Raw genomic sequence first — 22,165 nt, forward strand, 5'->3', positions numbered from 1 at the left:
CACGACCACAAAATACCCGCACAAACTATCTTATTTCTTTGTTAAAGATCTGAAACCAAACTCTTTTTAACTAACCAGTCTTTCAACTCATCAGCTCGTCTGCGTCTCGAGAGGTGCGCATTATACATTCAACATCCTCCTTTGCAAGCGTCAAATACTTTTATTCCGAACTTTCTTCGTATCAAACTGTTTTTTAATAACTTTATTTTTTGATTTTTTGCTTCAAGCGCCCTAAAAAATTAAGCGGCTTTTGTCTGATACGTCAAAAAACCGCTTAATTTGCGCTAAACAACACGCTCCGAACCCTATTTATCCGGGGCGACCATCGATTCTAGGCGTTGACCAAATAGAAAAATAGCTTATGACCAGCATCAAAAAGGCAATTACCCATAGCACTTGGGCATGCACAATCCACACCGGCATTTGCTGCGGTGCGATTAATGGAAGCAAAACGCGGAAAATAGTTGCAGCCACCAATAATCCCAATGCCCAAGGAACGGTTTTAGGCGGCTGATGAATATTGCGCCCTGAATGACCAAGGCTAACGCGTGCCATCATAGAAAGCGTCAGCAAACCGATACCGCCTACCGCCATCATGTGCATGGCAAGTGAATCTGTAATTCGCGGCACAAATAAACGGAGGAAATACAGGAATTGCCCGAGCACGATTAATCCCATCGAAATAAACATACTCCACAATAAAGGGCGCTTCCAGATGCCTTGCGTATGCCAGCCTTGTAAGCGCCATGTTTGCGCCAAAGCGGAAATCAATGCGCATACGCTTGCCGCTGTTTTCCACGGCGTACAGATTTCAAAAATAAAGAAGGCAACAAAGCCCGCCAAGCTGATGCGGTCTATCCATGCACTATTACGCGGCTCAAAAGGATAGCCCGCGCCATTTTTAATGAAGAAGGGCGTAACGCGGCGCCCAATCGTCAGCACCAAACCGATAATAACGAAAACGCCCAAATACAAGCCGTAATACCAGCCGATATGCCAACCGAAGGCTGCCGCCAGACACAACATATTTGCCAGAATCATCAAGACGATTTTCGACAAAATTCCCATTTGCCGCCACTGTTTTACTTCAAGAATCGGCTTACCGATACCCCAGAGCAACATCAGCGTAAAGAGCGTATCTAATAATACCGCCAACCATAGAAATTGCGGCAGAACAATAAAAATCACGCGCGCCGCCAACCACGGCATCCACATCAGACACAATGATTTTCCTGAAGGCATTGCCAGTCCTGTCCAATTGCCGACCGCCGTTAAGAGAAAACCCGCCACAATCGCCATGGCGTAGCCGAAAACCATTTCATGCCCGTGCCAATATTGCGGCAAAATGCGCACATAGGCGCTTAGATCAGCGCTGCGGTAGATAAAAATCCACAGCGCCATACATAATGCCGCATAAAATGCGCCGCTGGCAAAAAAAATCCGGAAACCGAGATTAAAAATCGCTCTATTTGACAATTCATTCAGAAACTTATTCATGATTCATTCCCCTAAGATAATGTCGGCAGCATAGCGCATTTGTTCAATATGCTCATTGATGCGCATCAAGCGAATTTATATGCAGGATTTTTCTTATTTAAACCAATAGTAAACGAGCGCCGACAGGATAAGTGCAGACACAAAAAACAGCGCATACAAAATATAAGGCGGCGATTTCTTTTCGACAATCGCTTGCTCGGGATCGCGCAACCACTGCGCCTGCCACTGTTCTTGTTGTTTTTCTGCTTTAATTAATACGCGCTGATTCAAACGCGGAGCAGATGCAGATTGCCAAGCCTCGCGATCAAATACCACTTCGGTTTGACAGGAATCCACCCACACTGTTCCGCTGCGGCTTTTCGGATCCCATGCGATGATTTCGCCAAAAACACCCAAGCGCTCCGTCAGCATATCTTCCGCCCGCAAACTCAAATCGCCGGCTCTGTAGGGGCGCACATGCACCGCAGCAACAACAGCACCCACCATTTCCACTTCAAAACTCAGCAACATCCCCTGCTGAATCTCACTAAGCGGCGGAGTAAAGTTTTCCTGCTTAACCAGAACTTTGCGTCCATCGGGCAAATCCACATAACCGCGACGGCTGCTGTCCAACCATTGCGTCAATTTTCCATTGATACGGCTCTTCATCAGACTAAGACCAAATTATCACGATGAATCAAGGTTTCGCCATGCACTAATAAGCGCGCGACTTCCTGACTGTGTTTACCGCACAGAATACGGCAATCTTCGCTATTGTAATTAGACAATCCGCGCGCCAATTCTTCGCCTGCCATATTACAGCAGCGCAGCAATTCCCCGCGCGCAAATTCGCCCTCCACGCGCCGTACGCCAATCGGCAGCAAACTCTTATGCGACTGAGTCAATGCCTGCACCGCACCGTCATCCAAATACAAAGTTCCTTGCACCTGCAATTGGCTGCCCAGCCATTGCTTGCGTGCTTGCTGACTATCTGCCGGCGCCAGAAACAGCGTGCCGATATTTTCCGCGCCAACCGCTTGGCGAATCACTTCCGGCTCGCGCCCATAAGCCAAGACCGTATGCGTGCCGCTGCGTGCCGCTTTCTGTGCCGCCAAGACTTTCGTGTACATGCCGCCGGAACCCAAAACACCGCCGGTTTTACCCGCCATTACCGGCAAAGTCGGATCATTAGCATCCACTTGCTCAAGAAATTGCGCATCTGCATGTTCGCGCGGATTTTTGTTATACATACCGCGTTGATCGGTCAGAATCAGATAAGCGCCGGCGGTCGTAATATTTGCCACCATCGCGCCCAAATTATCATTATCGCCGAAACGGATTTCCTCAAACGACACCGTATCGTTTTCATTGATAATCGGCACAATTCCTAAGCGGCACATCGTCTGCAAAGCCGAACGGATATTCAGATAACGGCGGCGATCGGCGGCATCGTCATGCGTAAGCAAGACCTGCGCCACGCGAATATTATGCGCCGCAAAAGCCTCTTGCCAAGCCCCTGCCAAACGCATCTGCCCCACCGCTGCCGCAGTTTGCAATTCAGACAATTCCGTCGGACGCTTCTGCCAGCCTAAAATCTGCATACCTACCGCAATCGCCCCCGAACTGACCACCACAAACTGCTTGCCGTCTTTGTGCAAAGCCGCCATTTGCGCCACCCAGTCCGCCAAAGCCTCCGTATCCAAAGCTTCTCCGCCGCGCGTAATCATCGCGCTACCCATTTTGACCACCCAGCGATTGACATGCGCCAAGTATTGACTACGACTCATGAGGCGCATCCCAATGTTCAGCGGAAGATAAAAATTCTTCATCCGCCTTCATCTGCTCAAGTTTTTGCATCACATCGGCGCATAATTGCTGCGTGCCCTCGCCTGTCGCCGCCGAAATACGATACACGGGACCTTGCCAGCCGATTGCCGCCACAATCTCCGCCTCGCGCGCCGCCTGTTCCTCGGCAGGCAAAGTATCCATCTTATTCAAAACCAGCCAACGCGGAATCTCGACAAACACCTCGTCATATTTCCCCAATTCCGCATCCACCTGCTGAAAATCCCGCACTGGATCTTGTGAATCGCTCAAAGGCGAACAATCCAAAACATGCAATAACAAACGGTTACGCGACAAATGACGCAAAAATTGATGTCCCAAGCCCGCGCCTTCCGCCGCGCCCTCAATCAAACCCGGAATATCCGCCATCACAAAACTTTGCAACATTCCCACGCGCACCACACCCAAATTCGGGTGCAAAGTCGTGAAAGGATAATCGGCAATCTTAGGTTTTGCGGAAGAGACAGCGGAAATCAAAGTAGATTTTCCTGCATTCGGCATACCGAGCAAGCCCACATCGGCAAGCAATTTCAGTTCCAAACGCAACTCGCGCCCCTCGCCCGCCGAGCCCGGCTTGGATTGGCGCGGCGCGCGATTAACAGAACTTTTATAACGCGTATTGCCCAAGCCGTGAAAACCGCCCTGCGCCACCAACAGCGCCTGCCCATGCTCGGTAATATCGCCGATCAACTCATCTGTTTCCGCCACATAGACCTGTGTACCGACCGGCACATCAATCACCAAATCCTCGCCGCTTTTGCCGCTCTTATTGCGCCCCTCGCCGGGCTGACCGTTTTTCGCCTCAAAGCGGCGGTTAAAACGGAAATCCGCCAAAGTATTCACACCCTCATTGCCGCGCAAAAACACACTGCCGCCATCGCCGCCGTCGCCGCCGTCAGGTCCGCCGAACTCAATAAATTTCTCGCGCCGAAAGCTCACAATCCCATTGCCACCCTTGCCCGCTTGCACGAAAATCAAAGCCTCATCTACAAATCTCATTTTTCCCTCATTACCGCCGCAGACGGCATATCAATAAGCCCGCCATTATGCCACAAGCTCAAATACCTATAAAAAAAGCCCCGCAATGCGAGGCTTATGCAGATTGTTGCGAATTAGGCTTCAACCGCTTCGATGCTGACAAACTGACGTTTGTGCGGACCGCGCTTGCTAAATACCACGCGACCGTCTGCTTTAGCGAATAAAGTGTGGTCTTTGCCCACGCCTACATTCTCGCCAGCATTAAAAGGTGTGCCGCGTTGGCGAACCAAAATGCTGCCTGCCGATACCAATTCGCCGCCAAAACGTTTTACGCCAAGACGTTTCGCTTTGGAATCGCGTCCGTTACGGCTGGAGCCGCCCGCTTTCTTATGTGCCATTGTTCACTACTCCTATAAATTATTCGGTTTTGCCGTCAATTGCGCCAATCAATACTTCCGTATAGTTTTGACGATGACCTTGTTGCTTCATAGAATGCTTACGGCGACGGAATTTGATGATTTTAATTTTCTTGTGGCGGCCGTGCTCAACAATCGTTGCGCTCACCGCTTTACCTGCCAAATAAGGCGCGCCGACTGCTACATCGCTTTCGCCCGCCGCAATCAATAAGACCTTGTCAAAGGAAATACTGTCGCCGGCTTCGCCTGCCAGTGTTTCCACGCGTAATCGTTGCCCAGGCTTGACTTTATATTGTTTACCGCCGGTTTCGATAACTGCAAACATAGTTTTTCTCCAAATAAATGCGCTTAGCGCCCAAAAAGTAAAGGCGGCAAATTATACACAAAATCTGCCGCTTGGCAAGCAGTCACTGCGCTAATCCCCTGTCTTGCGCGCAGCACCCAAACGTCGTTCGGCATTTGTCTCGCTAGCAGAAGCGGCAGCGGAAAACTCGCTTAGCCGCGGATCACGGTATTCATTCCCATGCGTTGCTCTTTGCCCTGCCACACGGGCAACCGTCGTACCTTGTACCAAAATCGAAAATACGACCACTGCATAAGTCATCCATAAAATCATGTTTTTCGCCTCACTGTCGGGCAAAGTCAGCGCCATTGCCATCGACAAACCGCCGCGCAAGCCGCCCCAAGTCATGATGCGAACCGAACGCGGTGAAAAGTAATACCATTTTTTCAAAACCGCCACCGGCACAATCACACTGATCCAACGTCCGAACAAAACGATCGCTACCGAGATCACGCCCAAAAAGAAAATATGCGTCGTCAGCGGCACAATCAACAGCAGCAATCCCACCATTACAAACAGCAAGGTATTGAAAATTTCATCTACTACGCCCCAGAAATGGTACAAAGCTGTGCGCCCTTCCTCGCTCATTTTACGATTGCACAATCTGCCGAAAAACAGTCCGACACAAACAATGCTGATGGCAGGCGATACATGCAAAGTCTCCGCCAATTCGAAACTGCCGAACACCAAAGCTAAGCTGATCATAATTTCCACATGCGAATCGCGCGCCTGTTGCAGCAGATAAAAAGCCGCATAACTACACAAGGCCGCCAAAACAAAAGCTCCGCCCACGCTCTTAATAAAAAACATCGAGACTTCGCCGGCGCCCATACTCTCGGAATGCACCGCCATTTCAAAGAAAAAGGCAAAGACGACAAAACCAATGCCGTCATTAAATAAAGACTCGCCCGTAATATCCATGTCCAAGCCTTTCGACACGCCAATCGAACGTAAAATCGCCAATACGGCAATCGGATCGGTCGGTGAAATCAAAGCGCCGAAAGTCAGGCAATACACCATCGACAGCAGTATTCCCAAGAGATAATTCACAAACACATACGCCAAAATGCCGACCGTAAAAGTCGAAATCAAGACGCCCGCCACCGCCAGCACCGTAATCACGACCAAGCGCGGCTGCAACTCATCAAAATTGATATTGATGCCGCCGGCGAACAGCAAAGCCCCCAACATACCGTGAATTAGCGTGTGGCTGAAATTCAGACTCGCCACCGACTGCGTAATCTGCTCGATCTGAAAAATACCGAAATGCTTTGCCAACAATAATAACAAAGACACGCTCAAGGCCAAAAGCATTACGCCGATAGAGCGGTGCATCCGCAAAATGCGATCATTAAAAACAGAAAAAACAGCGCTGGCGACTAAGACCAGCGCAAAGATAAAAGGCAATGACATGAAACAACATCCCGCAGGAAAATTATTCCGCCGCTTCCAAAGCCGCCAAACGCGCTTCCAATGCCGCAATCTGGCGGTTTAACTGCGCGATTTGACGCTGCTGCGCCTCGAATTGCGCGCGCGGCACCAGATCGAAACGGCTGAATTGCGCCTGTGCCGCCTGCTTGATTGTGGATTTAACCTGTGCCTGCACAGGTCGCAGAGGCGCAGGCGTGTGCATTTCCAACTGATTGATAAAAAAGGCTAAAGGATTGGTTTTCATCGCAACACTCCAAGTAAAGAAATGCCGCATAGTGTATCATGGCATCATTCGACCAAAGATAATTCTTTTGCGGCACAGTGCGGATGCTAAGGCATTTATCTCGAGAGTATCGATATGATATAAAAAGATTTCTTTTTAAGCTCTCAAGCTCTGATTAGCTCAGCGCAAACCTTTCTCGACCAATTCCTCATAGCCGCCATGATTAGTAACATTGGTATAGCCTTTCTCTAAGAGCAGCTGTCTTGCCATTTCCGCGCGGCGTCCAACACGGCAATACACATGCAAAGGCGCGTCTTTATCAGGGCTCAAGGCTTCGATGGCTTGTGCAATCTGATCGACGGGAATGTTCACGGCATCTTCCAAATGTCCTTGGGCAAACTCTTCTGCGGTGCGCACGTCAATCCATATCCCTTCGGCTTTGACCGCCGCTTTATCAGCCGATTCGGCAGCCGCTGTTTCGCTAACCGCCGCCGCAGGCTGTTCGACCGCCGCCTGCGCCCAAGCGCCGAGCGACAATAAGGGCAATGCCGCTGCGATTAAGATATTTCTTAATAAATGTTTCATCATATTTCCCGAATAATTGAAATATAGTCGGAGAAGTGGAAAAGTAGTACAAGGCGGCGAGCCGTAGACAGTACAGATAGTACGGCAAGGCCAGCCAACGCCGTAATACTTTTTCAATTCTTCGACTATAGCGATTATTTTTGCGCTTCAACAGCTTCTAAAGCACGCAAAGCATAGGTATAAGCCGCTCCCGCATTCAAAGCAATTGCGGTTGCCAAAGCACCGGCAATTTCGCTTTCCGTGGCGCCCAATTTCGCCGCTTTCTCGGCATGGACGCTGATGCAGCTTTCGCAGCGCGTAGTAATCGCCACCGCAATGGCAATCAATTCCCGCGTTTTTTCATCCAAAGCCTCTGCCGCTGCCGCTTGGTCTAATGACAGATAAGCCTGCAACATTTTGGGATGATTTTTGCCTAATTCGCCAAAAGATTTTTTGACATGTGCGGTATGGGCGTTCCAATCGTTAAACATCATATGCTCCTAAGTTTCTCATTGAAGAGCGGGCATTATGCGACTTTTTTCGCTATCATACCTATCAAATCCTCTCATATTGTAGGCAAAAAAGATGGATATTCTCGATCAACTAATTCAGCTGGCACAGATTCGCGGTCAAGCGGATATTCATTGCCGTCTGCAAGGGGACTGGTCGATTCCGCATGAGCAAAAGCAGGGGCAGGCCAATATGCACATCATCAGCCGCGGCAGCGGCTGGCTGAATATCGCAGGAGAAAAAGAAGCCCGTGCGATTAAGCAGGGCGATATTCTGTTCTTTCCGCAAGCGCATACGCACCGCTTGAGCAGCAGCGATAAATCCCTGCATCGACAGGAAAAAATACACAGCCGCAAGCAAGGCGTATTTACCCTGAACTACTGCGGCGATTATGCACAAGCCGATATGGAGTTTTTCTGCGCCGTTTTTCATTATGAAGCGAATGCGGCGCTTTTCCGCGCTCTGCCGCAGATGATTGCCATCAATGTCGAGCATCCCGCCCTGCAAACCTTAAGCCGACTGTTGAAAAATGAAGCCGATAAGTATGACGAGGGCGCCGCATCGCTGATTCACGCCTTATCTTCGGCATTATTCATCATGATTATCCGCGCCTATCTTGCCGACTCGCCCGCATTGCCCGAGGGTATTATCAAAGCCGGACGGGAACCGCGCCTACAGCCTTTAATCCACGCGATTATGCACAATCCCGAACAAGATTGGACGATTGAAAAACTCTGCGAATTAGGGCATCTCTCCAGAGCGCAATTGATGCGCCTGTTCAAGCAGCATCTCAATATCAGCCCCTATGCCTTTATCTTGCAAACCCGTTTGCAAAAAGCCGCTCATTTGCTCAAAAACAGCCAAGACAGCATTTTAAACATCGCCCTGCTTTCAGGCTTTAACAGCGAAACCAATTTCGGCAAAGCCTTTAAAAATTACTACGGCATCAGCGCCGGCGATTACCGCAAACAATAAAAGCTTCAGGCATTATCATGCGCCACGCATTGCGCGATAAAGCCCTTGATGTAATCAATCTCGGCGTCATTTTCGCGAATGCCCAAATAGATATGCTTATGAATGCCGGCGCCGATGGATTTGCTGACCAGCGGCAAATGCGCAAACTGGTTTTCCAAAAGCCAACCCGGCAAGGCGGTAATGCCGCGGTTTGCCGCCACCATTTCCAGCAGAATTTCCGTGGTTTCCACGCGCTTATGCAGGGCGACGTTTTGCTTGGCGGGCAGAAGAAACTGCTGAAAAATATCCAGTCTTTCCGTCGGCACGGGATAAGTGAATAAGGTTTCATTGCTCAAATCCGTCGCTTCAATCGCCGTTTTTGCCGCCAAAGGATGCGAGGCGTGCATGGCGAGCTTGAGTTCGTAAGGAAAAGCCGGCGTGAAAATCAATCCTTCGCGGAACACGGGATCAGGGGTAATCAGCACGTCAACCTCATAAGCAAACAGCGCGGCAATGCCTTTGAATTGAAATTGCTGATGCACATCTAAATCCACATCCGGCCATTGTTCAAGATAGGGACGCACATTGCGCAACAGCCATTGATAACAAGGATGGCATTCCATGCCGATGCGCAGACTGCCGCGCAGCCCTTGGGCAAAGCGGCGTAATTCCGTCTCGCCGCGCTCGAATTGCGGCAAGAGCCGCAGCGCCATTTGATAGAGATAGTCCCCTGCACGGGTCAGACGCACCCGTCTGCCGTCTTTTTCCCAAATCGGCGTACCTAATATATCTTCCAGTTTTTTGATGGTATGGCTTAGGGCAGGTTGCGTAAGATGCAGGGCATCGGCGGCATTGGTCAGGGTGCCGGTTTCCATGACGGCGGCGATAATGGCAAGATGATGACGGTCGAGCATCAAAACTCCTCATAAAAAAGCCTGTTTAGGCAGGCAATGCTTTGCATTATAATGCCTTCCTTTTTACGGCGAGAGAAAAACCATGTGTGCGATTGTTGGTATTGTTGGAAAAAACCCTGTCAATCAGGTCTTATATGATGCGCTGATTATGCTGCAGCATCGCGGTCAAGACGCAGCGGGCATTGTCACAAGCGACAATGGCCGCTTTTTTATGCGCAAGTCTAACGGTTTGGTGGCGGATGTTTTCGGCGAAAAACATATGCGCCGCCTTATCGGCAATATCGGCATCGCCCATGTGCGTTACCCCACCGCCGGCAGTGCCAGCAGCGCCGAAGCCCAGCCGATGTACGCCAATTCCCCCTACGGCATCGCCCTCGCCCATAACGGCAATCTGACCAATACCTCCGATCTCATCGCCGATATTTTCCGCAGTGATTTGCGCCATATCAATACGCGCTCGGATACGGAAGTCCTGCTCAACATCTTTGCCCACGAACTCGCCCATGAAGCACATATTCCGCCCACGCCCGAGCAAATCTTTGCCGCTGTTGCCCGCACGCACCGCCGCGTACGCGGTGCTTATGCGGTGGTCGCCCTGATTAGCGGCTACGGTTTGGTAGCCTTTCGCGACCCCTTCGCCATTCGTCCGCTGATTTACGGCAAACGCGAAAGCGAGGGCGGTACGGAATACATGGTCGCCAGCGAATCGGTGGCAATGGAAGCGCAAGGCTTTGAAATTATCCGCGACGTCGAACCCGGCGAAGCTTTAATCATCAGCGAAAACGGCGAACTGTTCAGCCGCCAATGCGCGGACAATCCCGAGCGCGTGCCCTGCATTTTCGAATATGTCTATTTCGCCCGTCCCGATTCCACCATCGACGGCATCAACGTCTATAAAGCGCGGCTGCGCATGGGCGAAAAACTCGCCGAACGCATCAAAAGCGAATGGCCGGATCACGATATCGACGTCGTCATCCCCATTCCCGACACCAGCCGCGCCTCCGCCATCGAACTCGCCAATCAATTGGGCGTGAAATTCCGCGAAGGCTTTATGAAAAACCGCTACATCGGGCGCACCTTCATCATGCCCGGACAAACCCTGCGCAAAAAATCCGTGCGACAGAAACTCAATGCCCTGCCGTTGGAATTCCGCCGTAAAAACGTGCTCTTGGTGGATGACTCCATCGTACGCGGCACCACCAGCGAACAAATCGTGCAAATGGCGCGCGAAGCCGGTGCCAACAAAGTCTATTTCGCCAGCGCCGCGCCGCCTGTGCGCTATCCGAATGTGTACGGCATCGACATGCCCACCCATGAAGAACTGATCGCCCATCAACGCGAGCCTGAAGAAATCGCCGAACTCATCGGCGCGGACAAAGTCATCTACCAAAGCCTGCCCGATTTGATAGACGCCTGCTTATCCACCAAACACCGCCTTGCCGAACGCTTCGACTGCTCCGTCTTTGACGGCAAATACATCACCGGCGACATTGACGAGCGCTACTTCGCCCGTCTTGCCGCCGAACGCGCCGACAGCCGCAGCGCCCGCCACAGCCCCATCGGACAAACACCGATCGATTTAATGAATGCCAATGACTAAAGCCCTTGCCCTCGACTCCTATCCGCCCGCTGCCGAAGAAAAGGCATGGCAAATCCTCGAGCAGATGCCGGCACAAGACTTCTATCTGGCGCAAAATCCGCAAGGACTCTGGCAACTCTGCCGCGAGGGCATCAAGCCCCTGCATATCGACTTTTCCGGCGCACATTACCGTCATCGCGGCGGCACGGAATACCTGCCCAAAGCCTTTAAAGGCATGGCGGGCGGCAGCATCATCGACGCCACCGCCGGTTGGGGGCGCGATGCTTGGCTGCTCGCCTATCGCGGCTTTCGGCTTACTCTCTGCGAACGCAACCCCTATCTCTATATACTGTTAAAACAAGCCGTCGAACAAGCCCGAGAACTGCCGCTGACCGCCGCTGTCGCCGCCAGAATAGAAATTGTTCACCACGACAGCCGCGATTTTCTCACCGCCAGCGGCGCACAGGCCGACGCCATCTACCTCGATCCCATGTATCCGCAGCGGCAAAAATCCGCCAAAGTCAAAAAAGACATGCAAATCCTGCACGCCCTCTTAGGCGCGGATGCCGGGGAACAAAGCGATAACGCGCAATTATTAGATAGCGCACTCAATAGCGGCTGCCCGCGCATTGTCGTCAAACGTCCGCACAGCGCCGAACATTTGGGCGGCATCGCACCGCATCACAGCATTGCAGCACCCAATACGCGCTTTGATATTTATCTAAGCCGAATATAGGCTTAAATTGTTAATACTTGCTTGTCAAAATAAGGCAAAACCCCTATAGTCAGCAGTTCATTCAATCATGGGAATTATCATGCCGCATATTATCCAAGCCTTTGATACTTTTACGGATCAGCGACCCGGTACTTCAGGGCTGCGCAAGCCCGTCAGTCATTTTCGTCAGCCGCATTACACCCAAAGTTTCATCCAAGCCATTTTCACGACGCTTGGCGCAAACGGCAAAACCATCGTCATCGGCGGCGACGGACGTTTTTATAATCAGGAAGCGATTGAAATTCTAATTAAAATGGCGGTAGCGCAAAACGTTAAACGCCTGATTATCGGCGAAAACGGATTGCTTTCTACGCCTGCGGCATCGCATGTCATCCGTCATTATCAAGCCGATTACGGCATCATTCTTTCCGCCAGCCATAATCCGGGCGGCGAAAACGGCGATTTCGGAATTAAATTCAATCTGCAGGCGGGGCAGCCGGCACCTGAAAGCGTGACCGAGCGTGTATTTGAAAACAGCAAAATCCTCAAAGAATATGTGATTGCCGATATTGCCGTGCCGGCTTTGCAGCAGGGCAGCTATGTTTTAGGCGAGACGCAAATAGATGTGATCAGCAGTACGGCGGATTATGCCGATTTGATGGAAAGTCTTTTCGATTTTCCCAAAATCAAAGTCTATTTGGCGGCAAAACCGTTGGTTTTTGATGCCATGCATGCCGCCACAGGTCCGTATGCGCAGGAGATTTTCGCCAAGCGTTTAGGTTTGCCGGAAAAATATCTGATTAATACGACACCCAGTCCCGATTTCGGCGGCGGACACCCTGACCCGCAGCCCTCGCATGCACAGAATTTGCAGGCGGCGATGGCGCAGTTTCCCGAAGCAGTCATGGGCGCGGCGAGTGACGGCGACGGCGACCGCAATTTAATCATGGGGCGCAAGCAGATAGTCAATCCCTGCGACAGTCTGGCAATTATTGCCGCCCTGCATGAACATATTCCCTGCTTAGAAAAATTAAATGGTATCGGTCGAACCATGCCGACCAGTCGCGCGGCAAATGCGGTGGCTCAAGCCAAAGGCATGCGTTGCTTTGAAACCCCTACCGGCTGGAAATTCTTTGCCAATTTGCTCGATGCCGACAAAATCCAATTATGCGGCGAAGAGAGTTTCGGCACCGGCGGCAATCATGTGCGCGAGAAAGACGGCTTATGGACGGTCTTATGTTGGCTGAGTCTATTGGCGGCTACCGAACAAAGTCCCGATGAAATTCTGCAAGCCCATTGGCAGATTTACGGACGCCATCATTTCAACCGCTTTGACTACAGCGAATTGGATAAAGAAGCCGCCGAAGCGATGCTGGCGGACTTTGCTGCTGCGCTGAAAAAACGCATTGGCGAGAGTTTGCAAGGCTTGGTGCTGACCCATGTCGGACAATTTGATTATACCGACCCGACCAATGGCGAAATCAGCAAAAACCAAGGTTTGCAGATTCAATGCGGCGACCGCGCTCGCATTATCTGCCGCCTCTCTGGCACCGACACCCGCGGCGCTACTCTGCGCATCTACTGCGAATATTGGCAGATGCCGGGCGAAAGTCAGGCGGCATTAGCCGGCACGACACACAGCCTTGCCGCAATGGCACAGAATTTAATGGATTTGCAAGGCCGCTTCGGCCGCAGCCAACCCAATAACATAGCTTAGGAGCACATATGAGCCATATTGATGAAAAATTACGCGACCATGCCGCGCAAATTAGTCAAAAAACCTTAGTCGAACTCTTTGCCGAGGAGCCGCAGCGCGTGCAAGCCGCTACTTTTCAAGTGGCGGGCATCTATGCAGATTTATCGAAAAACCACATCAATACGCAAACCGGCGAATTGTGGACGCAATGGGCGGCGCAAGCCGGCGTGGCGGAAGGCATTGCGGCGGTCGTGCGCGGCGACAACGTCAATAAGGGCGAACACCGTCCCGCCCTGCATCATGCCCTGCGCGCGCCGGCGGAAGGAGAATTTGTCGTCAATGGTATTGATGTGAACATTGAAATCCGCGCCGCACGCCGCCGCATGCAAGACTTTGCCGAACGCATTCGCGGCGGCACATGGAAGGGTTATCGTGATGAAGCGATTAGCGATGTGGTGCATATCGGCATCGGCGGCTCGGAGCTTGGCCCGCGTCTCTTATGCGAAGCCTTTGCCCATGAAGCGGACGGCCCGAAAATTCATTTCCTTGCCACGCCGGATCCCGTGCAATTGCAACATCTGATGCACACGCTCAATCCTGCCACTACTTTGCTGATTGTCGCTTCAAAAAGTTTCGGCACGGAAGAAACTCTTGCCAATGCCGATATTTTGCGCACATGGCTGCGTCAGCACGGCGGCGAGGCGGCGGATAATCAAATGCTCGCCATCTCCGCCAATGTAGATAAAGCCGCCGCCTTCGGTATTGCCGAAGAACGCGTCTTGCCTTTCTGGGATTGGGTCGGCGGGCGTTTCTCTCTATGGTCTGCCATTGCGCTGCCCTTTATCCTGCAAAACGGCTATGCCGCCTATGAAAAACTCTTGGCGGGCGCGCATGAAATGGACAAGCATTTCCAAACGGCGGCGATTGCGCAAAACCTACCGGCGCAACTCGCGCTCTTGGACGCTTGGTATAACCACTATTTCGGCATTAACAACCGCGCCTTGATTTTATACGCGCACAGCCTCGCCGCCTTTCCGCAATATTTGCAGCAATTGGATATGGAAAGCCTCGGCAAACGCGCTAACCGCGCCGGCAAACCTTTGGACAAACCCAGCGGCTTAATTATTTGGGGCGGCACCGGCACCGAATCGCAACACGCCTTCTTTCAATTGATTCATCAGGGACAGCGCCGCATTCCGCTAGATTTCATTACCGTGAAAAAAGCACCGCAGGGCTTGGAAAAAGCCGCGCACATTGTGCACGGACATTGCTTGGCACAAGCCGAAGCACTGATGCGCGGACGCGATGAAAGCGATTTACAAGAGATTCCCGAAGCCGAACGCTATCAACGCACTTCTCCGGGCAACCGTCCGAGCTCGACATTGATTCTTGATGAATTAAGTCCGCAATGTTTGGGCGCGCTGATTGCCTTGTACGAACACAAAACCACCGTTTTGGGCATTTTGTATGATGTGAATGCCTACGACCAATGGGGCGTGGAATTGGGCAAAATTCTGGCAAAAGGCACCGAAGCCAGCTTGGCGGGCGAAATCGGCGCGCATCATGATGCTTCCACCGCCGCATTGCTCAAGCATCTTAAATCTTCCTAATTTTTTATGGATTCCTAAACAAAACGGCGAACACTCAGCGGTCGCCGTTTTGTTAATCGAAGCATTGCACAAACCGTCAACCGAATTTGCCGGTGATGTAGTCTTCTTACTGGTGCCGGGTCCGGCTTTCCAATCCGCCGAAACCGCCGACAAATAATAAGTGAAATTATACTCACCAAACCCCAAAATAACACTTCAAACCTTCTTCGATTGTATCAAACTCTGACAAATGACTTCTAAGCCATCTTTTAATCGTTGCCCAAGTTTGCTCTATTGGGTTCAGCTCAGGTGAGTAAGGTGGTAATGGTAAGATGATATGTTCATATGGTGTATTATTGATAAGCTCTTGCAAGTGTTTCATTCTGTGAAATCTTGCATTGTCTAAGATGATTATACAAGGCTTGCCTGTTTGTTTGGTGTGATTGTTAAGACAAGGCAGTAGCATTTGTTCAAACCACGTTTCAAACAAAGCACTTGTCATTGTATTGTTGTAGATGAGTGGAGCAATCAAGTTTTTGGCTTTGTTGCCTATTTGTCCTGCCACTAAGGAGACTCGTTGATAACGTCTGCCACTGACTTTATCATAGGCTCTTTGACCTTTTAGGCTTCTTGCATGAGTACGGTGCAAGTAAGTGTCAATGCCTGTCTCATCTATATAGACAAGCTCGTAACCTTGTTTGGACGTAGCTTGTAGTTGTGTTAATTTATCTTGGAAGTCTTTGACTTTGTTTGGGTCTTGCTCGAAGTAAGTTGTGGTCTTTTTTTAAGAGTAATATTCATTGCTTTGAGTGCTTTATGGATTGCCATATCACTACACCCAAATACTTCACCAATTTCACGTAGATATTTGTCAGGATTTGCTTCTACGTAAGCAAGAAGCTCTTTTCTGTCAAACTTTCTGGGTCTGTTGGTGGGTTTTTTACAAGACAGATTTCCTGTTTCTTTAAGTTGTCGTCTCCAACGAAACACGGTGTGTCTTGATACACCAAAAGCTTCTATAACAAGGTCAATGTTCTTGCATTTGTCATAATAAGCCAAGGCTTTTTGTCTGATTTCTAGTGAATAAGCCATTTGAAGTAGTGATTAGTGAATGGTGATGGAGATATGGAGATGGTTGGTGTTGTTTCAAGGTTTGTTAGTTATATTTAGGGTTTATGTTGTAGTTTGCTGGTGTTTAAAAATATAACGCTAAGCTGATAATTAAAAATAACAATAAAAGTTAATTGGATGGGGCGCAACAGCGCCCAGATTAGAGCATTTGCGCTGACTTTTTAGCCAGATTAAAGGCGCTAGCTGGGCAATGCCGCGTGTTAGGCAAAACTGATATTAAGCGCGTGATTGTGGCGTATGGTTATAAAAAAGCGTCAGAATATTTTTCTGGGGTTTATTGGTTGTTTTTTAAAAAATGAGGCGGAGGCTTTATTTTATAAATAAGAATAATTTTTATTTGACTCTTGTTTACTTTTGTCTATACTGTGCGCCAGTTTTTGCGTCGCTGGATTTTCTTTGCTTAAGATAAGGCTGTGTGATATAGTCAAGGAAATCAAAAAGAGTTACAAATCCACAAGAAGTAAAAGAATAGTTTATCGATGCAATTTAATCGCCAATCCTTGCGTTTACGTTTAAGCCAAGCCCACATTTTCTCGATTGGGTTCAGATCCGGACTGTATGGCGGCAGCCATAAAATATGATGTCCCGCATCTGCAATAAGCTCTTGGGTATCCTGTCTTTTGTGAAAGCTGGCATTGTCCATAATAATGACGCTGTTTTCAGGCAATTGTGTTAACAGCAATTCTTCTACCCAACAATGAAATACATCACTATTAATACTGCAATCGTAAAGCCCTACCGCAAACAACTTGTTCTTATGTATTGCCCCAATAGCATTGCTTTGATTCTTGAGTTGCCAGTTGTACTTTCCTAAACAAGGACAGCCTTTGTGGGAATAGCCGTAAGCTCTGTTGTCATGAGATTTAAAGCCGCTTTCATCTAAGTAAATGAGGGTTCTGCCTTCAGCTTCAAATGCCGCTAACTGCTTAAGAAATAATAGGCGCTGTTGTTTGTCTGCTTTCGGATGAATTAAGGTCTTTTTTTTCGAGTAATGCCGACACGTTTTAATGCTATGGCAATAGCTCTGTCGCTACAGTTAAAGCGTCTTGCCCGTTCATAGCAATAGTCATCAGGATAAGCTTGGACGTCAGCCATTAAAGCTTCATTATCGATTTTTGCCGGTTTGCGTTCGTACTTCTTGCGTTCTATGCTTTTCTTCCAACGTTGAATAGTTGTTGCGCTGAGTCGATATTCTTCAACAAGCTTTCTGTAGCTATGACCTGATGCCAGCTTGTTCAATATCATTTGTCTGTAATCTTTTGAGTATGCCATAAGTTTTAGTGTAACTGTTTTTTGATTCCTTGACTATAGGCGGGGATACTGGCGTGCTGTCGTTGCAATCGCCGCCAAGAATGCGAGGTTGTGCTGGGCATCATTACATTACGGCGATGACTTCAGACTGTATTCAACAACGTGAAAAATTAAACTGAGTAGTAACTGAACTGTAACTCGTTGATGGTAAAGGGTTAGACCCCCGTGAGAAGTATCTGCATATCCTACTGGATATCACTATCCGATTAACGAAGGAGGATCTCACGAGCGTCTTTCATCAGGGTCCGAATCAATAGCGATTCAGCGTGACCGTTTATAGTAGTGCAGTCTCATCCCTTGCCTTTCATTGATGAACAGCCAGAAATTAAAAACCGGCGTTGACTGTTTGGGGAAGCCCTTATAGTAGGATAATTTCCTTTTTCCAAGCGGACCCGAAATAGACGTCCGCCTTGCTTGCTTTCACCGGTAGTTAACTCAAAACCACTTTCTAGCTGTACGACTGCTGCCGTGCCATTACCCAATGACTCAGTGACTTTTAAGCCCCATCGATTTCCGGATTGGCCACCGCTGAGTAGCCCAGTGGATTTGGATGAGTAAGGAGAACCGTCCCACATGCCACTAATACGTTGATGAGTAATTCCAGCATCCAACACACCATACAGTGTGACTGAGGTATCGGCATGAACGAAGTTTAGGCAACCTACACTCAACGCAGATCCCAATAAAATTTTTTCATTATGAGTACTTTTCCAGGTTAAATTAAATGTAGACGGTTTAACCGTCTAAAGAGATTGACTGATCCACCCAACTGGCACTCGTATGACTGGTGTAAATAACCAGTTTCTGAGCGGCTTTAGCCTGTAATAAAAGCGTGCTCACCTGATGACTACGCTCTGGATCCAATCCTGTACAGGGCTCATCTAAAAGTAAGATTGGAGGAGAAGAAAAATAAGCGTGAAGCAACATAAAACGCTGTAGTTCACCACCAGAGACATCACAGGCATAGCGAGAGAGTAAGCTAGGAGAGAGGTCCAGCAGTCTTAGTCCGTCGAGTACTGTCTTTGTGGGGACTAGAGCAAACCAATCCACAAGTTTTTCGCGAGGTAGTACGGTAGGATGTTGCCCTACGTACGACATTAATCGTGAGCGTAGAAATGCAAAGTGGGCGGGTGTCATTGTGCTTGGTGTGAACTGCTGATCGTGGGTTCGTATGCACAAGTGTGCCGTTCCTAAGCTTCGACTTCCCCAAATTCGTGAGAGCAAAGTCGATTTTCCTGAGCCTGACGCTCCCCAGATCTGTACGATCTGCCCTGTTTGTGCCGTTATGCGAAGTGGCCCATGATGTATGCCATTGCCTTCATACTGCAAAATCACAGTTGGTTTATTCATTAAATCATTGCCTTAACAAGAGCTTGGGCGATGAGATGCTCAGGCTCAGTAAGCAAACGATCCATAATGGATTCGCTGACGATGCGGCCTTGATCCATCACGATGGCCCGATCAGCAATGAGTCGAGCTAGACGTAAGTCATGAGTCACAAACACCATGGCAGTCTGTGTTTGGTTTCTCAAATTAGAGAGCACATCTAAAAAATCTGCTTGAGCGACTGAGTCGAGACCAGCAGTGGGTTCATCTAAAAATAAAATGCTCGGCTGATGGATCATGGCCGCAGCGATTTGTACGCGTTGGCGCATCCCTCCCGAAAAGTTCTTCACTGGCTCATGTAATCGTTCTGGACATAAACCAAGTCGCTGGCCCCATTTTTGTGCTTGTTTGAGTGCATCAACCGCACGGTTGTCACCTAAATCAAAAAGACGACGTACGATATTAGTGGCGGCACTTTGTCTCAGGTTTAGGGTTGTGCTGGCATCCTGAGCCACATAGCCACACGCCCGCCGACGTAAAAGGTTAGTTTGATAAAGACTGGTACGTAGTAAATCCTGGCCTAAAAGGGAAAGAGCCTGACAGTTGTTAGATAGCTGTCGTCCAGCAAGTATATTCAGAAGACTTGATTTTCCAGCACCTGAGGGGCCGACTAAAGCGAGAACCTCGGAAGGATAAAGCTTGAGGTGACAATCCGACAAAATACGGTGCCCAGCTATTTCAAGTGAGATAGCCTGTGCTGTCAGCACGGGATCTGGCAAGCTAAACATGAGCGCGCTCCTTGCATGCTTCGGAGTCGGAACATACCCAATGGGGGGTGTTTGACGTACCAATATTATCCAAATAATGAATAGATGAGCCGCAGATACAACATGCTGTATCGACTTTTTTCAGGCTAGCAGGCAGGTCAACAAAAGCTAAGTTTGCTAAGGGTGTATAGGCAGGCAATGCATAAATTCGTCGCTCGCGTGCGGCGCCAAAAATCTGAATAGCAGGCATCATCGCCATGCGGGGGTTATCCATAGCAGGAATAGGCGACGGTGACATTAAGACCCCATCATTAACAATCACAGGGTGGTCGTATCCTAAGCACGCATCATCTTGTTGCAACCATGTTTCAAATAGAGCGCTTAACACGACACCGTAATCATGATGTGCGTGCCGTGTCAGTGCTTCGGCCGCATCATTAATAAATCCACGTAGAGGGTCAGGTCGAGGAACTTGGTACACCACAATTTGCTCTTCCCGCAACGGGCTTTCAGGGACTCGCTGACGCGTTTGAATGAGAGTAGCCTTTGAGCTTGTTGTCGTAATTGATATGTTTGCCGTTTTAGTAAAAAAATCCGCGATATTCAGGGCATTAACGGTATCATCCGAACCATGATCGACTACCTTTAACGTGTCATTCGGTTCTAATAAGGCAGCGGTAATAGCCATGCCTCCTACCCCCCAACCATAGGCAATGGGTAGCTCAGGAGCTGAGAAAGGTATTTGACGTCCAGGTAGACAGAGTGCTTTTAGGGTTTTACGACGTATTTCTTGTTTGGACGGTAGATCAAGGTAGGCATAATTCATATTTCCTCCTTAGCCTGAACTCGGCGTAAACGCGCTAAATCAGCATCAAAGTCAGAGTAATGAGGTAATTTCAAATGGCTGACATAGCCGGATGCAGCGACTCCGTCGGTATGCATGAGTGCATCACTGGTAGCACCCTCAATTTTAAAGTGCTGATCTACGATTGCCATGGCGACGGCTTTACGCTCGTTAGCTCCAAAAGCAATACCAAAACCCGCTTCTAAATGTGGAGATGAGCTAAAATTTGGAGCCACAGTAGTGCAGGCAGTTAACTCAACCTCACCAATGGATACGGTTAAATTGAGGTCTTCCAGCTCTACGAATATTTCAACGCTCCCTCTCATTAATTGCGCTACATAGGGATGACTCGTTGAGGCTTTACGCAAACTCTCGTAAGCTAATCCAGTTAAGTAGCCTTCTTCGCCACGAGCGAGATGAGCGAGACGCTCGCAAGGATCAGGTAAAGAAGGCAAAACAGTTCGCGTAATGTCTATCGGAGCTTTAGATATTTCGGTGCGGATAAGATCTGCGTACAGTGGCTCAGAGCTAGAGGGCGATGAGGGAGCTGTTATCACTGATTTAGGTAACTCGCACTGAGGGCGAGAGTGTTCTAAATCCATATTCAGTAAGCGGTGGGTGTAGTCGTAAGTGGCGCCTAAAATTTGCCCTCCAGCCAACTCTTTTTGCGTGGCGGAAATGTGGCGACTGTAATGCATTGTTTTTAGATCTATGTTTTGGCTTGAGCCAAAATTGGCTAATTGCGCGCGATGAGCACGTACGAGAAATACCGCTTCGGCAATGTCTCCCTGAGCTTGCTTAAAGGCAATAGCAGCAAAACGTCGATCGTATAAGCCCCCCTCACTCATGATCCGATCAAGAGCTAACGACATTTGTGCCATGATTTGATTAATTTCAATCTCGGGGATTGTGTCGTCGCCTCGGCGACTCCGTTCTACGGCTATACGGGAAGCAGCAATTGCTTGTTCACCACCCTTTACTGGTACGTACATTAAATGATCTCCAAAGTTAAGTGACGTGGTAATACAACCAGCTGCGTGTCAGCGCATAGTAGTAGGTCCACTCCACGCGGGTAATCGGCACGAAAAGCAATATGATCAATGACTACATTTTGATGTAACCCTGAAAAATATAAAGTGTGTGGTTTGTTGAGTCCTGCACCGGTGGCTCGTATAGCAAGCCCCCCGTTTGTAGGTGATATGGCGGCTATTTCCATGACAAGGGTTGCCCCACTTTCAGGCGACTCACGGCTTCCTGCTGGAATATGTTGTAAGTGATGCCGTTGAGAACCTGCAAAAACCCATTCGGGAGTTTGGCTCAAGGTTGCGCCTGTATTCAAAATACGGCTTGTTAATTCCTTATTTTCCACCTCAATAGCTACCGTCGTTTGGCTGTCTAGAAGGCAGTCAACGATGCAATGAATAGCACGCTCTTCTAGTTGCTGTATGCGCATTGGGTAACCAAAGGCATGCAGTAGTCGCCGATAAGTACGCGTCTGCCGATGTAACTCATCGTCATGTCTGTGCTCAGATCGTAAAGGTATTTTCATGATT

Annotated in this window: 26 protein-coding genes and 1 pseudogene; 7 read left to right on the plus strand and 20 right to left on the minus strand. The window is 49.3% G+C overall.

The window, feature by feature from the left end; all coding sequences use genetic code 11:
• Nucleotides 1-309: 309 nt before the first annotated feature.
• The 10 genes from DYC63_RS03410 to DYC63_RS03460 form a co-directional block, all read right to left on the minus strand.
• Nucleotides 310-1,497 carry an NnrS family protein gene (locus DYC63_RS03410; protein ID WP_115217938.1) on the minus strand — a complete coding sequence of 396 codons (1,188 nt, stop codon included), beginning with the start codon at nucleotides 1,495-1,497 and terminating at the stop codon, nucleotides 310-312.
• A 93-nt stretch (nucleotides 1,498-1,590) separates the two neighbouring features.
• The gene (locus DYC63_RS03415) at nucleotides 1,591-2,145 is read right to left on the minus strand and encodes a hypothetical protein (RefSeq protein ID WP_147284920.1); all 555 of its coding nucleotides are present in this window, start codon (nucleotides 2,143-2,145) and stop codon (nucleotides 1,591-1,593) included.
• Entirely contained in the window at nucleotides 2,145-3,263 is a 1,119-nt protein-coding gene (proB, locus tag DYC63_RS03420; RefSeq protein ID WP_172459391.1) for a glutamate 5-kinase, read from the minus strand. Before proB ends, DYC63_RS03415 begins: the two co-directional genes overlap by 1 nt.
• Nucleotides 3,253-4,320 carry an Obg family GTPase CgtA gene (cgtA, locus tag DYC63_RS03425; RefSeq protein ID WP_115217941.1) on the minus strand — a complete coding sequence of 356 codons (1,068 nt, stop codon included), beginning with the start codon at nucleotides 4,318-4,320 and terminating at the stop codon, nucleotides 3,253-3,255. The genes proB and cgtA overlap by 11 nt, the downstream gene beginning before the upstream one ends.
• A gap of 113 nt (nucleotides 4,321-4,433) precedes the next feature.
• Nucleotides 4,434-4,697, minus strand: a complete 264-nt coding sequence (rpmA, locus tag DYC63_RS03430; RefSeq protein ID WP_115217942.1) for a 50S ribosomal protein L27 — start codon at nucleotides 4,695-4,697, stop codon at nucleotides 4,434-4,436.
• A 19-nt stretch (nucleotides 4,698-4,716) separates the two neighbouring features.
• Nucleotides 4,717-5,040, minus strand: a complete 324-nt coding sequence (rplU, locus tag DYC63_RS03435; protein WP_115217943.1) for a 50S ribosomal protein L21 — start codon at nucleotides 5,038-5,040, stop codon at nucleotides 4,717-4,719.
• 90 nt (nucleotides 5,041-5,130) lie between these two features.
• Entirely contained in the window at nucleotides 5,131-6,471 is a 1,341-nt protein-coding gene (locus DYC63_RS03440; protein ID WP_115217944.1) for a cation:proton antiporter, read from the minus strand.
• 22 nt (nucleotides 6,472-6,493) lie between these two features.
• Nucleotides 6,494-6,733 carry an accessory factor UbiK family protein gene (locus tag DYC63_RS03445; RefSeq protein WP_172459392.1) on the minus strand — a complete coding sequence of 80 codons (240 nt, stop codon included), beginning with the start codon at nucleotides 6,731-6,733 and terminating at the stop codon, nucleotides 6,494-6,496.
• Between the two features lie 159 nt (nucleotides 6,734-6,892).
• The gene (locus DYC63_RS03450) at nucleotides 6,893-7,297 is read right to left on the minus strand and encodes a rhodanese-like domain-containing protein (RefSeq protein WP_115217946.1); all 405 of its coding nucleotides are present in this window, start codon (nucleotides 7,295-7,297) and stop codon (nucleotides 6,893-6,895) included.
• Nucleotides 7,298-7,431: 134 nt separating this feature from the next.
• Nucleotides 7,432-7,767 (minus strand): carboxymuconolactone decarboxylase family protein, encoded by a 336-nt coding sequence (locus tag DYC63_RS03460; RefSeq protein WP_072281772.1) that lies wholly within the window; start codon nucleotides 7,765-7,767, stop codon nucleotides 7,432-7,434.
• A 94-nt stretch (nucleotides 7,768-7,861) separates the two neighbouring features.
• Between DYC63_RS03460 and DYC63_RS03465 the strand changes: the two genes are divergently transcribed.
• The gene (locus tag DYC63_RS03465) at nucleotides 7,862-8,761 is read left to right on the plus strand and encodes a cupin domain-containing protein (protein ID WP_072281773.1); all 900 of its coding nucleotides are present in this window, start codon (nucleotides 7,862-7,864) and stop codon (nucleotides 8,759-8,761) included.
• Between the two features lie 5 nt (nucleotides 8,762-8,766).
• On the opposite strand, the gene DYC63_RS03470 is transcribed toward DYC63_RS03465, so the two are convergent.
• Nucleotides 8,767-9,654: a LysR family transcriptional regulator gene (locus DYC63_RS03470; protein WP_115217948.1), complete on the minus strand. Its 888-nt coding sequence runs from the start codon at nucleotides 9,652-9,654 to the stop codon at nucleotides 8,767-8,769.
• 82 nt (nucleotides 9,655-9,736) lie between these two features.
• Between DYC63_RS03470 and purF the strand changes: the two genes are divergently transcribed.
• The 5 genes from purF (at nucleotide 9,737) to DYC63_RS03495 (ending at nucleotide 15,411) form a co-directional block, all read left to right on the plus strand.
• Nucleotides 9,737-11,254, plus strand: coding sequence for an amidophosphoribosyltransferase (gene purF, locus DYC63_RS03475; RefSeq protein WP_115217949.1), 1,518 nt, complete (start codon nucleotides 9,737-9,739; stop codon nucleotides 11,252-11,254).
• Nucleotides 11,247-11,969 (plus strand): class I SAM-dependent methyltransferase, encoded by a 723-nt coding sequence (locus DYC63_RS03480; RefSeq protein WP_172459393.1) that lies wholly within the window; start codon nucleotides 11,247-11,249, stop codon nucleotides 11,967-11,969. The genes purF and DYC63_RS03480 overlap by 8 nt, the downstream gene beginning before the upstream one ends.
• 79 nt (nucleotides 11,970-12,048) lie before the next feature.
• Nucleotides 12,049-13,665: an alpha-D-glucose phosphate-specific phosphoglucomutase gene (locus DYC63_RS03485; protein ID WP_115218048.1), complete on the plus strand. Its 1,617-nt coding sequence runs from the start codon at nucleotides 12,049-12,051 to the stop codon at nucleotides 13,663-13,665.
• Nucleotides 13,666-13,673: 8 nt separating this feature from the next.
• Nucleotides 13,674-15,254, plus strand: a complete 1,581-nt coding sequence (gene pgi, locus DYC63_RS03490) for a glucose-6-phosphate isomerase (RefSeq protein WP_115217951.1) — start codon at nucleotides 13,674-13,676, stop codon at nucleotides 15,252-15,254.
• Entirely contained in the window at nucleotides 15,208-15,411 is a 204-nt protein-coding gene (locus tag DYC63_RS03495; RefSeq protein ID WP_115217952.1) for a hypothetical protein, read from the plus strand. Before pgi ends, DYC63_RS03495 begins: the two co-directional genes overlap by 47 nt.
• A gap of 15 nt (nucleotides 15,412-15,426) precedes the next feature.
• Here the strand turns inward: DYC63_RS03495 and DYC63_RS13690 are convergent.
• The 3 genes from DYC63_RS13690 to DYC63_RS03515 form a co-directional block, all read right to left on the minus strand.
• Nucleotides 15,427-16,325, minus strand: a protein-coding gene (locus tag DYC63_RS13690; protein WP_425452114.1) for an IS630 family transposase whose coding sequence is annotated in 2 segments (ribosomal slippage) — nucleotides 15,427-16,010 and nucleotides 16,010-16,325 — 900 coding nt in all. Because the reading frame shifts where the segments join, the coding sequence is not laid out codon by codon here.
• 472 nt (nucleotides 16,326-16,797) lie between these two features.
• Entirely contained in the window at nucleotides 16,798-17,373 is a 576-nt protein-coding gene (locus tag DYC63_RS03510; RefSeq protein WP_115217955.1) for an IS630 family transposase, read from the minus strand.
• Complete coding sequence (locus DYC63_RS03515) at nucleotides 17,334-17,636, minus strand: IS630 transposase-related protein (RefSeq protein ID WP_112863885.1); 303 nt, start codon at nucleotides 17,634-17,636, stop codon at nucleotides 17,334-17,336. Before DYC63_RS03515 ends, DYC63_RS03510 begins: the two co-directional genes overlap by 40 nt.
• 37 nt (nucleotides 17,637-17,673) lie before the next feature.
• On the opposite strand from DYC63_RS03515, the pseudogene DYC63_RS03520 reads away from it, so the two are divergent.
• Nucleotides 17,674-17,781 (plus strand): annotated as a pseudogene (locus DYC63_RS03520) (IS110 family transposase); the annotation flags it as partial.
• A gap of 184 nt (nucleotides 17,782-17,965) precedes the next feature.
• Here DYC63_RS03520 and DYC63_RS13505 read toward each other — a convergent pair.
• Genes DYC63_RS13505 through phnH form a run of 6 tightly spaced genes read right to left on the minus strand, consistent with a single transcriptional unit; the run spans nucleotide 17,966 to nucleotide 22,161 of the window.
• Nucleotides 17,966-18,358: a porin gene (locus tag DYC63_RS13505; RefSeq protein ID WP_310520874.1), complete on the minus strand. Its 393-nt coding sequence runs from the start codon at nucleotides 18,356-18,358 to the stop codon at nucleotides 17,966-17,968.
• A gap of 52 nt (nucleotides 18,359-18,410) precedes the next feature.
• On the minus strand, nucleotides 18,411-19,025 hold the full coding sequence (locus tag DYC63_RS03530) for an ATP-binding cassette domain-containing protein (RefSeq protein ID WP_016239123.1): 615 nt from the start codon (nucleotides 19,023-19,025) through the stop codon (nucleotides 18,411-18,413).
• Nucleotides 19,025-19,789 carry an ATP-binding cassette domain-containing protein gene (locus DYC63_RS03535; RefSeq protein ID WP_016239122.1) on the minus strand — a complete coding sequence of 255 codons (765 nt, stop codon included), beginning with the start codon at nucleotides 19,787-19,789 and terminating at the stop codon, nucleotides 19,025-19,027. The genes DYC63_RS03530 and DYC63_RS03535 overlap by 1 nt, the downstream gene beginning before the upstream one ends.
• Nucleotides 19,782-20,594 (minus strand): alpha-D-ribose 1-methylphosphonate 5-phosphate C-P-lyase PhnJ, encoded by an 813-nt coding sequence (locus DYC63_RS03540; RefSeq protein WP_021565144.1) that lies wholly within the window; start codon nucleotides 20,592-20,594, stop codon nucleotides 19,782-19,784. Before DYC63_RS03540 ends, DYC63_RS03535 begins: the two co-directional genes overlap by 8 nt.
• Complete coding sequence (locus DYC63_RS03545) at nucleotides 20,591-21,604, minus strand: carbon-phosphorus lyase complex subunit PhnI (RefSeq protein ID WP_016239120.1); 1,014 nt, start codon at nucleotides 21,602-21,604, stop codon at nucleotides 20,591-20,593. Before DYC63_RS03545 ends, DYC63_RS03540 begins: the two co-directional genes overlap by 4 nt.
• Nucleotides 21,604-22,161 carry a phosphonate C-P lyase system protein PhnH gene (gene phnH / locus DYC63_RS03550; protein WP_016239119.1) on the minus strand — a complete coding sequence of 186 codons (558 nt, stop codon included), beginning with the start codon at nucleotides 22,159-22,161 and terminating at the stop codon, nucleotides 21,604-21,606. Before phnH ends, DYC63_RS03545 begins: the two co-directional genes overlap by 1 nt.
• Between the last annotated feature and the right edge of the window lie 4 nt (nucleotides 22,162-22,165).

The organism is Suttonella indologenes (assembly GCF_900460215.1).
Taxonomy (GTDB): domain Bacteria; phylum Pseudomonadota; class Gammaproteobacteria; order Cardiobacteriales; family Cardiobacteriaceae; genus Suttonella; species Suttonella indologenes.

What these genes read in the sequence shown, in the direction of transcription:
- cgtA (WP_115217941.1), bottom strand. Translation starts at nt 4,320, where the DNA reads ATGAGATTTGTAGATGAGGCTTTGATTTTCGTGCAAGCGGGCAAGGGT.
- DYC63_RS03540 (WP_021565144.1), bottom strand. Translation starts at nt 20,594, where the DNA reads ATGAATTATGCCTACCTTGATCTACCGTCCAAACAAGAAATACGTCGT.
- rpmA (WP_115217942.1), bottom strand. Translation starts at nt 4,697, where the DNA reads ATGGCACATAAGAAAGCGGGCGGCTCCAGCCGTAACGGACGCGATTCC.
- phnH (WP_016239119.1), bottom strand. Translation starts at nt 22,161, where the DNA reads ATGAAAATACCTTTACGATCTGAGCACAGACATGACGATGAGTTACAT.
- DYC63_RS03535 (WP_016239122.1), bottom strand. Translation starts at nt 19,789, where the DNA reads ATGTTTAGCTTGCCAGATCCCGTGCTGACAGCACAGGCTATCTCACTT.
- DYC63_RS03515 (WP_112863885.1), bottom strand. Translation starts at nt 17,636, where the DNA reads ATGGCATACTCAAAAGATTACAGACAAATGATATTGAACAAGCTGGCA.
- DYC63_RS03480 (WP_172459393.1), top strand. Translation starts at nt 11,247, where the DNA reads ATGACTAAAGCCCTTGCCCTCGACTCCTATCCGCCCGCTGCCGAAGAA.
- DYC63_RS03415 (WP_147284920.1), bottom strand. Translation starts at nt 2,145, where the DNA reads ATGAAGAGCCGTATCAATGGAAAATTGACGCAATGGTTGGACAGCAGC.
- DYC63_RS03530 (WP_016239123.1), bottom strand. Translation starts at nt 19,025, where the DNA reads ATGAATAAACCAACTGTGATTTTGCAGTATGAAGGCAATGGCATACAT.
- purF (WP_115217949.1), top strand. Translation starts at nt 9,737, where the DNA reads ATGTGTGCGATTGTTGGTATTGTTGGAAAAAACCCTGTCAATCAGGTC.
- DYC63_RS03410 (WP_115217938.1), bottom strand. Translation starts at nt 1,497, where the DNA reads ATGAATAAGTTTCTGAATGAATTGTCAAATAGAGCGATTTTTAATCTC.
- DYC63_RS03470 (WP_115217948.1), bottom strand. Translation starts at nt 9,654, where the DNA reads ATGCTCGACCGTCATCATCTTGCCATTATCGCCGCCGTCATGGAAACC.
- DYC63_RS03495 (WP_115217952.1), top strand. Translation starts at nt 15,208, where the DNA reads ATGATGCTTCCACCGCCGCATTGCTCAAGCATCTTAAATCTTCCTAAT.
- pgi (WP_115217951.1), top strand. Translation starts at nt 13,674, where the DNA reads ATGAGCCATATTGATGAAAAATTACGCGACCATGCCGCGCAAATTAGT.
- DYC63_RS03460 (WP_072281772.1), bottom strand. Translation starts at nt 7,767, where the DNA reads ATGTTTAACGATTGGAACGCCCATACCGCACATGTCAAAAAATCTTTT.
- DYC63_RS03440 (WP_115217944.1), bottom strand. Translation starts at nt 6,471, where the DNA reads ATGTCATTGCCTTTTATCTTTGCGCTGGTCTTAGTCGCCAGCGCTGTT.
- proB (WP_172459391.1), bottom strand. Translation starts at nt 3,263, where the DNA reads ATGAGTCGTAGTCAATACTTGGCGCATGTCAATCGCTGGGTGGTCAAA.
- DYC63_RS03445 (WP_172459392.1), bottom strand. Translation starts at nt 6,733, where the DNA reads ATGAAAACCAATCCTTTAGCCTTTTTTATCAATCAGTTGGAAATGCAC.
- DYC63_RS03485 (WP_115218048.1), top strand. Translation starts at nt 12,049, where the DNA reads ATGCCGCATATTATCCAAGCCTTTGATACTTTTACGGATCAGCGACCC.
- DYC63_RS03545 (WP_016239120.1), bottom strand. Translation starts at nt 21,604, where the DNA reads ATGTACGTACCAGTAAAGGGTGGTGAACAAGCAATTGCTGCTTCCCGT.
- DYC63_RS03465 (WP_072281773.1), top strand. Translation starts at nt 7,862, where the DNA reads ATGGATATTCTCGATCAACTAATTCAGCTGGCACAGATTCGCGGTCAA.
- DYC63_RS03450 (WP_115217946.1), bottom strand. Translation starts at nt 7,297, where the DNA reads ATGAAACATTTATTAAGAAATATCTTAATCGCAGCGGCATTGCCCTTA.
- rplU (WP_115217943.1), bottom strand. Translation starts at nt 5,040, where the DNA reads ATGTTTGCAGTTATCGAAACCGGCGGTAAACAATATAAAGTCAAGCCT.